We start from the raw sequence: 11,745 nt of genomic DNA, 5'->3' as shown, positions 1-11,745 counted from the left end.
AGGCAGGGAGACCTGCCAGCCACGACGATCTGCAGGGCCGGCTGCGCCGGTGAGGTCGTGCTGGTCTCCCTCTGGGCGATCGCGGCAGGCCCGACGAAAGCCGAGAGGCGACCCCACCCGCCGACCCGACGAACGCCGAGGGGCACCCGGCCTGTCGGCCGGGCGCCCCTCGGAAGTGGTTCGGTGTTACCGGTGTGCTGGTGTTATCGGGTGACGCGGCGGCGGCCACCCACGCCTGCCACCAGCGCGACCGCGATCGCGGCCACCACGACCTGCACCAACAGCTCCGTCCAGTCGATACCGGCCGTCTCGGTCGCGATACCCATCGCCCGCGCCAGCACCGTACCCAGCAGAGCCGCACCGATACCGATCAGCAGGTGCAGCCACATCGGCATGTTCTGCCGACCCGGAACAACCAGGCGGCCGAGCGCCCCGACGATGAGACCAACAAAGATAGCAGTGATGATGCCCCACACGGTGAGCTCCACGGTCGCCCTCCTTCTAAGAATGTCTGACACACAATGTGTGCTTCCTGTCGTGACGACTAAGTTCCCGACCCACCGAAAATCCAAACCGACTCAACCACAGAGAAGTTGTCGGCGTCGATGCCGAACGGCTGCGTCGATTGGGGTGGGAACGCGTCCAGACAGGTCAGGCAACATGTTGCCCAGGGCGACGGCCCCGGCCACGCCCCCAAAAAAATCCCCCAGCCACCGCCCACCCAGGCGGGCTTGCACCCCGCCTCCGGCGCTGGTGATCAAGAGATTCGCGTCAGAATCCGGGCCGCGGCTGACGCAAACCTCTTGATCACCGGGGCACGGGAGGCGGGCCAGCCGGGACCGGGGGCGCAGGTGGGGGGTTACTTTTTGGGGGCCTTGCTGTCGCCGGAGTCGGAGGACAGGGCGGCGATGAAGGCTTCCTGCGGCACCTCGACGCGGCCGACCATCTTCATCCGCTTCTTGCCTTCCTTCTGCTTCTCCAGCAGCTTGCGCTTACGGCTGATGTCACCGCCGTAGCACTTGGCGAGGACGTCCTTGCGGATCGCGCGGATGGTCTCCCGGGCGATGACCCGGCTGCCGATGGCCGCCTGGATCGGCACCTCGAACTGCTGGCGCGGGATGAGGTTGCGCAGCTTGGCGGCGATCGTGACGCCGTAGTTGTACGCCTTGTCCTTGTGCACGATGGCGCTGAAGGCGTCCACCGGCTCGCCGTGCAGCAGGATGTCCACCTTCACCAGGTCGGACGCCTGCTCGCCGGACGGCTCGTAGTCGAGTGAGGCGTAGCCCTTGGTCCGGCTCTTCAACTGGTCGAAGAAGTCGTAGATGATCTCGGCGAGGGGCAGCGTGTAGCGCAGCTCCACCCGGTCGGCGGAGAGGTAGTCCATCCCGAGCAAGCTGCCGCGCCGGCCCTGGCAGAGCTCCATCACCGCGCCCACGTAGTCGTTGGGCGTCAGCACGGTGGCCCGCACCACCGGCTCGTACACCTCGGCGATCTTGCCGTTGGGGTACTCGCTGGGGTTGGTGACGACGATCTCGGCGCCCTCGTCGGTGATCGCCCGGTACACCACGTTGGGCGCGGTGGAGATCAGGTCGAGGTTGTACTCGCGCTCCAGTCGCTCCCGGATGATCTCCAGGTGGAGCAGGCCGAGGAAGCCGCAACGGAAGCCGAAGCCGAGCGCACCGGAGGTCTCCGGCTCGTAGTCCAGAGCGGCGTCGTTGAGCTTGAGCTTGTCCAGAGCCTCACGCAGGTTGGGGTAGTCGGACCCGTCGATCGGGTAGAGGCCGGAGTAGACCATCGGCTGCGGGTCCTTGTAGCCACCCAACGCCTCGGCCGCCGGCCGGCTGTTGATGGTGACCGTGTCACCGACCCGGGACTGCCGGACGTCCTTCACACCGGTGATCAGGTAGCCGACCTCGCCGACGCCGAGCGCCTCGGCCTTCACCATCTCGGGCGAGATGACGCCGATCTCCAACAGCTCGTGCACGGCCCCGGTGGACATCATCTTGATCCGGTCCCGGGCGCTGATCCGGCCGTCGATGACCCGGACGTACGTGACGACGCCCCGGTAGACGTCGTACACCGAGTCGAAGATCATCGCCCGGGCGGGCGACTCGGCGTCGCCGACCGGCGGGATGAACTGCCGGACGATCTCGTCGAGCAGGTACGGGACGCCCTCGCCGGTCTTGCCGGAGACCCGGATGCAGTCGGCGGGGTCGCCGCCGATCAGGTGGGCCAGCTCCTCGGCGTACTTCTCCGGCTGGGCGGCCGGCAGGTCGATCTTGTTGAGCACCGGGATGATGCGCAGGTCGTTCTCGAGCGCCAGGTAGAGGTTGGCCAGGGTCTGCGCCTCGATGCCCTGCGCGGCGTCGACCAGCAGCACGGCGCCCTCGCAGGCAGCCAGCGACCGGGACACCTCGTAGGTGAAGTCGACGTGCCCCGGGGTGTCGATCATGTTGAGCACCGCGTGCTCACCGGTCCGCTCACCCTCGCGGATGGTCCACGGCATCCGGACAGCCTGGCTCTTGATGGTGATGCCGCGCTCGCGCTCGATGTCCATCCGGTCCAGGTACTGCGCGCGCATCTGCCGCGGGTCGACCACGCCGGTGAGCTGCAACATCCGGTCGGCCAGGGTCGACTTCCCGTGGTCGATGTGGGCGATGATGCCGAAGTTCCGGATGCGACCGGGGTCGGTGGCACCAGGGGCGTTCGCGCCGGGATCGAGCTTCGGTGGCACAGCGGTCCGTTCTGGTCGGCTGACGTGAACAGGCCGGCACGCCGCCGACCCCCTCCATGTTCCCACGCCGCCTGGGTACGCCCACTGCGCGGGCGACGGATCGGTCCCGAGAACTCCTCATTCCACGGGCGGCTCGACGAACAGCGCGGCCAGCCGGGGCAGCCGGCGGCGGGCCTCCTCCTCGTCGTCGAAGTCCCAGAAGTCGTTGAGATCGGGCGTACGCACCGGCTCGCGGTCCTCCGGCAACTCCGACGCGGTGGCCTTGCGGTACGCGTCCCAGGGCACCGAGAGCATCTGCTCGGCGGAGAACTCCTCCCCGCTGAGCGAGGCGGCCCGCACCTGAGGCAGTTCGGCCAGGGAGTCGGGGTCGCTGACCGCGCGGGCGAAGACCGCCCGCCCCTGGGTCATCAGCCAGCCCCGGAAGTGCTCGAAGCCGTCCGCTGACGCGCCGCCGTTGATCAGGTACGCCGCGCCCCACAGGTCCGCCTTGTGCGAGGCCGCCAGCACCCGCCGCTGGTGGTGGGCGTACCCGACGATGTCCTGCGGATCGCGCTCGGCGAGCAGGGCGACGGCCCGCGCGGCGACCGGCCCGGGCTCTCCCCCGCCTCCGGCGCGGGCCTGGTCGATCAGCTGCCAGAAGTCCTCGGTCCTCATGGCTTGGCAGTCTGGCAGTGTCGCCGCGCGCCGCGCACGTACCCCGAGGCAGCATGGTGGGGTGTCCTCCCCGCCGCTGCCCCCGCTGCCGTACCACGAGGGTGCGTTGCGCCCGTCGTGGCAAGCCCTACCGGCCGCGCTGCGGGCCGCGATCGCCGGGCGCCTCGGCACGCCGGTGGTCGCCGCCCGGATCGCCGCCGCCGGCTTCACCCGGGGGTTCGCCGCCGTGCTCGACACCGCCGACGGTGGTCGGGCCTTCGTCAAGGCGGCACCCGCCGTCGCGCAACCGCGCCTCGCGCAGGGGTACGCGCGGGAAGCCGCGATCCTCGACCGGCTGCCGGCCGGCCTGCCGGCGCCCCGCCTGCGGTGGACGCTGGACGAGGCCGGCTGGTTCGCGCTCTGCACCGACGCGGTCGACGGCCACACCCCGCGCCTGCCCTGGACGCGAGCCGAGCTGGACGCCACTCTCGCCGCGTACGCCGAGGTCGCCGCCGCCCTGGCCGCCCCGCCGGCCGGCCTGACCGCGCTCGGCCTGCCACATCTCGCCGAGCTGGCCCGCTCGGACATCCTCTGGTGGGAGGAGGTCGCCGCCGGCCGGGAGCCGCTCCCGCCGCTGCCCTGCGCCGCCCGGGGTCGACTGCCCGAACTGGTGGCGCTGGAGTCCCGTCTCCCCCGGTACGCGGACGGCGCGACCGGCATGATCCACGGCGACCTGCGGGTGGACAACGTGCTCATCGGCGGTGACGGTCGGGCCTGGTTCTGCGACTGGACCTGGGCCTGTTCCGGGCCGGCCTGGTTCGACCTCGTGGGCCTGCTGCTCACCGCGTACGCCAGCGGCCTGGACACCGACCGCCTCTTCGCCGAACACCCGGCGTCGGCGGGCGCTGAACCGGACGCGCTGGACGCCACCCTGGCCGCGCTGGCCGGCTACTACCTCACGGGAGCGGACGCGACACCGGCGACGGCCTCTGGGCACCGTTCGGCGCACCAGCGGTGGAGCGGCGAACAGACCCTCGACTGGCTCGCCCGCCGACAGGGCTGGCGGTGACGCGGGGCCGGCCTGGCCGGGGCGTAGGCTGGTGGTCGTCGGGCCGGGATGGGCCGCGCGACGACCGAGCCGTTTTGGCTCGTCCCGGGCGACCTGGTAACCTGGCTCTTCGCGCAGCGATGACGCATGTTCGTCATCCCGCGCAATAAGCTGACCAACCCGAGCTATCAAGACGAGGCTGTCGCGTGGCGAACATCAAGTCCCAGATCAAGCGCAACCGGCAGAACGAGAAGGCCCGGCTGCGCAACAAGTCGGTCAAGTCGTCGCTGAAGACCGCCGTCCGGAAGTTCAACGAGGCTGCCGAGGCCGGTGACGTCGAGAAGGCGACCGCCCTCATGCTGGACGCCTCTCGCAAGCTGGACAAGGCCGTCAGCAAGGGCGTGATCCACTCCAACCAGGCCGCGAACCGCAAGTCCGCGATCGCGAAGCGCGTGGTGGCGCTCTCCGCCTGACGACTTCACCGTCAGACTGATTCGGAAAGCCCCGGGCCCCCGGTCCGGGGCTTCCGTGTGTCCACGGACAGGTCGATGTGCTGGCGTCGCGGGCGGCCCGACGGCGTGCCCGTGCCGCGGCCGGCGGTCAGTCCAACGACCCGGTGCGGCGGGTGGGCCGCACCGGGTCGGTCGTGACCACCACCGCGGTCACGCCGTTCGAGACCCGGGCCCGGCCGACGACCGGCTCCATCTGCCGACGGAAACGGTCCCGCTCCTGCTCGGGCACGAGCGCGGCGGAACGGACCACCACGGCGGCCACCATGTCGTTGATCTTGACCATCGCCGCCACCACCACGGGCAGCACCACCACCGCCCACCAGGTCACCAGCTCCGCGAGGGCGAGAAGCACCGCCAGGGCGATGGCGCCTTCGAAGAAGAGGAAGCAGAGCACCCCGCCGGGGTTGACGAACCGCAGGCCGAGGAGCCGGGCATAGAGCGGCCGGTATCGCTCCTCGTCGGCGGGCATGGTGGCCCACGCCGTACGGTTCGGCCCCGTCACCGGCCACTGCCCTGCCGGGCGGCCGCAACCGAGAAGACCGCGCGCTCCAGGGCGTACGCCCGGTCGTCCGAGCCGCCCTTGACGGCCGCGTTGCATTCGGCGGCGACCTGCATGGCCCGGACCAGCCCCTCCGGCGTCCAGCCGCGCCCCTGCCGCTGCGCCCGCTCGATCTTCCAGGCCGGCATGCCGAGACTGCTGGCGAGCTGGTACGGGTTACCCCGCCCGGCCGACGCCACCCGGGCCACCGTGCGCACCCCGTCGGCCAGGGCATCCGCGATGGGCACCGGGTCGACACCGACGTGCAGGGCCCAGCGCAGCGCCTCCAGGGCAGCCGGCACATCGCCGACCATGGTGGCGTCCGCCACCGTGAAGCCGGTCACCTCGACCCGACCCCGGTAGTAGCGGGCCACCGTCTCGGCGCTGATCCGCCCGTCGGTGTCGGCGATGAGCTGGGAGCAGGCGGCGGCCAGTTCGCGCAGGTCGTTGCCGACCGCCGCGATCAGCGCCTCGGCGGCGTCGTCGGTGCACCTGCCGCCGGCCCGGCGGATCTCGTCACGGACGAAGGCCACCCGGTCGCGGTGCCCCTTGAGCTTGGCCGCCGAGATCACCGTCGCGCCGGCCGACCGTAGCCCGTCGGCGAACGCCTTGCCCTTGGCGCCGCCCAGGTGCAGCACCAGCAACTGGACGTCCGGGTCGGGATTCTTCGCGTACGCCAGCAGCGCGGCGGCCAGGTCCTTGCGGGCGTCCTGGCCGGAGCGCAGGATGAGCAGCCGCCGCCCACCGAACAGCGAGGGGCTGAGCATCTCGGCGATTTCACCGACGGTGAGCGCACCTGCCTGGTACTCGCGAACGTCCACCTCGGTCTCGACGCTGCGGACCCGCTCGACAGCTTCGGTCACGGCGCGCGTGGCGAGCAGCTCCTCGTCGCCGAGGACGAGCAGAATGGGGGCGAGGCTGGCGGGGGTCACGTCGCCCATATTCGCACGGCCCATGGCGGGTACGGGCCTGCTCATTCGCCGCCCGGTCGGCGCGGCCCGCACTAAGCGCAAATCCAGACATTTACCTCGGTTCGCCATCTAATCCGCAAGAGGGTCGGCATTTCCTCCATAATGCTGCAATTTCCACGGCAGAGCCGGCCTGTCCCGCGGTCGGCTCTCACGGTGGTCGTCCGGGTAGCACCCCTCGACGGGCCACCGCCAGCCCATCGCCGGTCCGGATCGCCGCCAGGTCACCATCGGTGTCGGTCCGCAGGACCCGGGCGCCGCCGCTGCTGAGCCGGGCCAGAAGCGCCGGACTCGGGTGCCCGTAGGTGTTGCCCGCGCCGACCGGCACCAACGCGATGGCCGGCCGTACGGCGGCCAGGAAGCTGTCGTCCTGATACGCCGAGCCGTGGTGGGCGACCTTCAGCACGTCCGCCCTCAGCTGCCCCGGCGCCGTCCGGGCCAGCACGGCGTGCTGCTCCTCGGTCTCGGCGTCGCCGGGCAGCAGGATCCGCACGCCGGCGACCGTGGCCCGCAGCATCAACGAATTGTTGTTCGGATCGGACCTGGTGCCGGCCAGCGGGTACGGCGGACCGAGCACGAGCAGGTCGACACCGCCGACCCGATGCAGCGCCCCGGCGGTGGTGCCGAGCAGCGTGGCCCGCCCGCTCGTCGCCGCCGCGCGGACCGCGTCCCGGCCGCTCGCCGGATCCGTCGATGCTGGGGTCAGCACGGCGGTCACCCGCCGGCCCCGGAACACGCCGGCCACCCCGCCCACGTGGTCGACGTGGAAGTGGCTGACCACGAGCAGCGGCACCTCCCGGATGCCGAGCCGTCGCAGGCACGCGTCCACCGCGCCCGGCTCCGGGCCGGCGTCGACCACCACCGCCCGGCCGGGGGCGACGGGCAGCACCAGTGCGTCGCCCTGCCCCACCGCACAGGCCACCACCACCCAACCGGGCGGCGGCCAGCCGGTGGCGATCAGCCGGACTCCGAGGGCGCCGAGCAGCGCGGCGACAGCGACGACCGCCACCACTCGGCGCACCAGCGGTCGACGTGCGGCGACCAGCAGCGCCACGGTCAGCCCGGCCAGCAGCAGGGCGCCCCACGCGCCGCCCGGCCAGGGCAGGGTGCCGGCCGGGAGGCGGGCGCCCTGGCGGGCGATGACGACCAGCCACCAGGCCGGCCAGCTTGCCAGCCAGGCGACGAACCCGGCCCCGGCCGGCCAGACCGGCGACAGCACGGCGGCCGTCACGCCCAGCACCGTCGCGGGGGCGATGGCCGGCACCGCCAGCAGGTTGGCCGGCACGGCCACCAGACTGACCGTGCCGGAGATGCCGGCGACGACCGGCCCGCAGGCCACCTGGGCGGCCGCCGGCACCGCCAACGCCTCGGCCAGCCCGGCCGGGACACCCCGGCGGCGCAGCCCGTCCCGCCAGCGCGGCGCGAGCAGCAGCAGACCTCCGGTGGCCAGCACGGACAGCGCGAACCCGGCGTCGCCGGCCAGCTCGGGGTCGACCAGCACCAGCACCGTGACGGCGGCGGCCAGTGCGGGCAGCGCGGCCCGAGGTCGACCGGCGGCCAGCGCGACGAGCCCGATCGCCCCCATCGTGGCGGCCCGGACGACGCTCGGCGACGGGCGGACCAGGATGACGAACCCCACCAGCGCCACCCCGCAGAGCAGGCCGGCGAGCCACGGGCCGGCGCGCGCCCAGCGGGCCAACAACAGCACGGCGCCCAACACGATCGCGACGTTGCTGCCCGAAACAGCATTGAGGTGTGTCATTCCGGTCGCTCGGAAATCCTCCTCGACAGCGGGCGACAGGCGGCTCGTGTCCCCCACCACCAGCCCCGGCAGCAGGCCACCCGGATCGTCGGGGAGGGGCACGCAGGCCCGTTGCAGGCCGGCGCGCAGCGTGCCGGCGGCGCGCTGCGCCCAGGACGGCGCACCGTGACGCTCGGGGGGCCCGGTGGCGCCGAGCACCGCCGCGGTGAGGTCGCCGCCGCGCGGAACGCCGAGACGGCCCTCGGCGGTCACGCGCTGCCCGGGCAGCAGACCTCGCCAGCCCGGGTCGGTGGCCAGGACCAGCAGCCGCGCCGATGCCCGGATCCGCTGGCCCTTCGGACCGGTCAGCCGGACCACCTCACTCGACACCAGCAGCATGCCGGGACGGCCGGCGGATCGGATCGGGCGCGGATCGTCCCGCACGACCAGCTCGGCGATGACCGGAGCGCGCTGCTCGGCCAGGACGCGGATCGGCGGCGCGTCCCGGACAGCCAGGCGACCGGCGGTTGCCGCCGCGCCACAGAGCACGCCGAGGCCGACCGCGACGGCGATCCAGCCGTGCCGACGGGCCGAACCTCGGGGGCGGCCGAGTCGGCCGAGCAGGTGCAGGACGCTCAACGCCGACAGCACGGTCGCTGCCCCGCCCACCAGCAGGAGCGGGCGGACGCCGACGTGCAGGCCGGCGAGCGCGGTGAGCCAGGCGGCCACGGCCAGCCCGGCGAGCCGGAGATCCGGCGGTGGGGTTGGGGGTTGGCGGTGGCTCGACGGGATGGGCTGAGCGCCGCTCACACCGTCACCAGATCCTTGAGCTGTTCGTAGCGCGCGTCACCGATCCCGTCGACCTGGCGCAGGTCACCGACGCCCTTGAACCCGCCGTGCTGATCCCGGTAGGCGAGGATCCGCTGGGCGAGCACCGGTCCCACCCCGGGCAGGGCGTCGAGCTGGGCCAGCGTCGCGGTGTTGAGGTTCAGCGGACCGCCGGCGGCCGGTGCCCCGCCGGCAGCCGGATCGGCCCCACCCCCCGGCACCGGTGGCGGCGTCACCCCGACCACGATCAACTCGCCGTCGGTGACCTTGCGGGCGGGGTTGAGCAGCGCCACGTCGACCCCGGGCAGCGGGCCGCCGGCCGCCTGCACGGCGTCGGCGAGCCGGGCCCCGGCCGGCAGGCGCACCAACCCGGGCCTGCGCACCTTGCCCGCGACCGCCACCACCAGCTCGCCGGCCGGCGACGCGCTCCCCTGCTCCGCCGAGACGGCCGGGGCCGCCTCGCCGGTCGACGGGGCGACCGGTTCCGCGTGCGGCCGGGACCGCCACGCCCAACCAGCGGCGGCCAGCACCACCACGAGGGCGACGACCGCCAACGCCCGCACGCCGCGCCGCCCCGGATCGAACGCGCCCGGACCGGGCAGCCGTGCGGCGCCGCCGCCGTCGGGCTCGGGGGGCAGGTGCGCGGCCAGGTCGGTCGACGACGCACCGACCCGGGGTGGCGGCACGCCGAACGGAAGCGCCCTCGCGAGCGGCACGTCGAACGGGGGCACCCCCGCGAGCGGCACGCCGCCACCCGTCGGCGCCGTCAACCGGCGCAGACGCTGGCGTACCTCGGTCTCCTCGTCCTGCGACACACCGCGACGCTAGGGCCGACGGGCGGCACGCCGGGGAGTTCCGGGCTCGACCTGTGGACAACTGACCCCACTGTGGACAACGCCCTGATCATGTCCCGGTCTGCTACCGGCCACCCGGGGCGACGAGCCGTCGCGGCGCACCGCGGTCGGGCACGAGAGGTAGCGCTTGCGCATGGACAGCCATTAATGTTAGAGGTATGACGTGTGACGTCACCGTGGACCAGTGCCCAGCGGACCGATCCCGCACCGCGCCAGTCCACAGGAACGGGCCACGCGGCACGTCCCGTCCCGCTGAGGTGCGCCCACCCGACGGACACCCGCCCTCCGTCGACGTCCGTGGGATCCCTGACCGCCACCCATCCCCACCACCTGACCGAAGAGGAATCCATGGACGTGAAGAGAAGGCTGAGCCGTTCGCTGGCCGCCGCCGGGACCCTGCTGGTCCTCGTCGCCGGGGCCGGCGTCTACGTGGTCTCCGAGACGCCCGGCGTCGCCCGGGCCGCCGGCACCGGCCCGTGCGACATCTACGCCTCCGGCGGCACACCGTGCGTGGCCGCGCACAGCACCACCCGAGCCCTGTACGGGGCGTACAACGGCCCGCTCTACCAGGTCCGCCGCTCGTCGGACAACACCACCCGCGACGTCGGCGTGCTCACTGCCGGCGGCGTCGCCAACGCCGCCACGCAGGACACGTTCTGCGCCAACACGAACTGCGTCATCACGGTCATCTACGACCAGTCCGGCCGCAACAACCGCCTCACCCAGGCGCCTCCGGGCGGCTTCAGCGGCCCCGCCGCCGGCGGGTACGACAACCTCGCCGACGCGAAGGCGGCACCGGTCACCATCGGCGGGCAGAAGGCGTACGGCGTCTACATCGCCCCCGGCACCGGCTACCGCAACAACAACACCAACGGCGTCGCGACCGGCGACCAGCCCGAGGGCATCTACGCCGTCGTCGACGGCACGCACTACAACCAGTGGTGCTGCTTCGACTACGGCAACGCGCAGACCAACGTCCAGGCCGACGAGCGCGCCATCATGGAGACCGTCTACTTCGGCGCCAACAAGCAGTGGGGCTATGGAGCAGGGGCGGGCCCCTGGATCATGGCCGACCTGGAGTGGGGCCTGTTCTCCGGGGTGAACGCGGGTTACAACAACATCGCGTCCATCAACCACCACTTCGTGACCGCCATGGTCAAGGGCGAGCCGAACCACTGGGCGATCCGGGGTGGCAACGCGCAGTCGGGCGGCCTGACCACCTACTTCGACGGTCGACGCCCCAACGGCTACAACCCCATGAAGAAGGAGGGGGCGATCCTGCTCGGTATCGGTGGCGACAACAGCATCACCGGCCGGGGCACCTTCTTCGAGGGTGTGTTGACGTCTGGCTACCCGTCGGCCGCCACCGACGACGCCGTGCAGGCCAACATCGCCGCTGCCGCCTACACCCCCGCCAGCGGCGGCAACCCGCAGCAGAACGTCCAGGTCGTGGGCGCCCAGTCCGGCCGCTGCGTCGACGTGCCGAACGGCACGACCACCAACGGCACCCAGGTGCAACTGTGGGACTGCATCAGCAACAGCACCGCCCAACGCTGGACCTACACCGCCGGAAAGCAGATCCAGGTGTACGGCAACAAGTGCCTCGACGCCAACGGCCAGGGCACCACCAACGGCACCCAGGTCATCATCTGGGACTGCCACGGCGGCACCAACCAGCAGTGGAACGTCAACGCGAACGGCTCCATCACCGGCGTCCAGTCCGGGCTCTGCCTCGACGCCAACGGCGCCGCCACCGCCAACGGCACGAAGGTCATCCTCTGGGCCTGCAACGGGCAGCAGAACCAGCAGTGGGCCCTGCGTAGCTGATCAGGCCGCCGGTCGCGCCGTCTCCGGGTCGTCACCACGACCCGGGGGCGGCACGCCCGCGC

Annotated in this window: 10 protein-coding genes; 3 read left to right on the top strand and 7 right to left on the bottom strand. The window is 72.4% G+C overall.

Translation table 11 applies throughout. The features are described from left to right. Positions 1 to 203 precede the first annotated feature (203 nt). The 3 genes from OG505_RS00245 to OG505_RS00235 form a co-directional block, all read right to left on the bottom strand. Complete coding sequence (locus tag OG505_RS00245) at positions 204 to 488, bottom strand: GlsB/YeaQ/YmgE family stress response membrane protein (RefSeq protein ID WP_405430130.1); 285 nt, start codon at positions 486 to 488, stop codon at positions 204 to 206. Positions 489 to 859: 371 nt separating this feature from the next. Continuing rightward, positions 860 to 2,734, bottom strand: a complete 1,875-nt coding sequence (gene lepA, locus OG505_RS00240) for a translation elongation factor 4 (protein WP_405430129.1) — start codon at positions 2,732 to 2,734, stop codon at positions 860 to 862. A gap of 117 nt (positions 2,735 to 2,851) precedes the next feature. Then, positions 2,852 to 3,388 (bottom strand): DUF4240 domain-containing protein, encoded by a 537-nt coding sequence (locus tag OG505_RS00235; RefSeq protein WP_405430128.1) that lies wholly within the window; start codon positions 3,386 to 3,388, stop codon positions 2,852 to 2,854. Between OG505_RS00235 and OG505_RS00230 the strand changes: the two genes are divergently transcribed. Together OG505_RS00230 and rpsT are read left to right on the top strand one after the other, a co-directional pair. Beyond that, positions 3,387 to 4,436, top strand: coding sequence for a phosphotransferase (locus OG505_RS00230; protein WP_405430127.1), 1,050 nt, complete (start codon positions 3,387 to 3,389; stop codon positions 4,434 to 4,436). The two genes, OG505_RS00235 and OG505_RS00230, sit on opposite strands and share 2 nt — an antisense overlap. Positions 4,437 to 4,621: 185 nt before the next feature. Next, the gene (gene rpsT, locus OG505_RS00225; protein ID WP_007464006.1) at positions 4,622 to 4,888 is read left to right on the top strand and encodes a 30S ribosomal protein S20; all 267 of its coding nucleotides are present in this window, start codon (positions 4,622 to 4,624) and stop codon (positions 4,886 to 4,888) included. Positions 4,889 to 5,015: 127 nt separating this feature from the next. On the opposite strand, the gene OG505_RS00220 is transcribed toward rpsT, so the two are convergent. The 4 genes from OG505_RS00220 to OG505_RS00205 form a co-directional block, all read right to left on the bottom strand. Next, positions 5,016 to 5,429 carry a hypothetical protein gene (locus OG505_RS00220; protein WP_405430126.1) on the bottom strand — a complete coding sequence of 138 codons (414 nt, stop codon included), beginning with the start codon at positions 5,427 to 5,429 and terminating at the stop codon, positions 5,016 to 5,018. After that, positions 5,426 to 6,406, bottom strand: a complete 981-nt coding sequence (holA, locus tag OG505_RS00215; protein WP_405434309.1) for a DNA polymerase III subunit delta — start codon at positions 6,404 to 6,406, stop codon at positions 5,426 to 5,428. The genes OG505_RS00220 and holA overlap by 4 nt, the downstream gene beginning before the upstream one ends. 178 nt (positions 6,407 to 6,584) lie before the next feature. Then, entirely contained in the window at positions 6,585 to 8,984 is a 2,400-nt protein-coding gene (locus tag OG505_RS00210; RefSeq protein WP_405430125.1) for a ComEC/Rec2 family competence protein, read from the bottom strand. Beyond that, complete coding sequence (locus OG505_RS00205) at positions 8,981 to 9,817, bottom strand: helix-hairpin-helix domain-containing protein (protein ID WP_405430124.1); 837 nt, start codon at positions 9,815 to 9,817, stop codon at positions 8,981 to 8,983. The genes OG505_RS00210 and OG505_RS00205 overlap by 4 nt, the downstream gene beginning before the upstream one ends. Positions 9,818 to 10,204: 387 nt before the next feature. Between OG505_RS00205 and OG505_RS00200 the strand changes: the two genes are divergently transcribed. Further along, the gene (locus OG505_RS00200) at positions 10,205 to 11,683 is read left to right on the top strand and encodes an arabinofuranosidase catalytic domain-containing protein (RefSeq protein WP_405430123.1); all 1,479 of its coding nucleotides are present in this window, start codon (positions 10,205 to 10,207) and stop codon (positions 11,681 to 11,683) included. The last annotated feature ends 62 nt before the right edge of the window (positions 11,684 to 11,745 follow it).

It is taken from the genome of Micromonospora sp. NBC_00617 (assembly GCF_045161355.1).
GTDB lineage: Bacteria > Actinomycetota > Actinomycetes > Mycobacteriales > Micromonosporaceae > Micromonospora.
This window is presented reverse-complemented; position numbering and strand designations above follow the sequence as displayed.

Bases quoted from the DNA above. Each gene is read 5' to 3' on its own strand.
- holA (WP_405434309.1), bottom strand. From the start codon at position 6,406: ATGGGCGACGTGACCCCCGCCAGCCTCGCCCCCATTCTGCTCGTCCTC.
- OG505_RS00235 (WP_405430128.1), bottom strand. From the start codon at position 3,388: ATGAGGACCGAGGACTTCTGGCAGCTGATCGACCAGGCCCGCGCCGGA.
- OG505_RS00200 (WP_405430123.1), top strand. From the start codon at position 10,205: ATGGACGTGAAGAGAAGGCTGAGCCGTTCGCTGGCCGCCGCCGGGACC.
- OG505_RS00230 (WP_405430127.1), top strand. From the start codon at position 3,387: ATGGCTTGGCAGTCTGGCAGTGTCGCCGCGCGCCGCGCACGTACCCCG.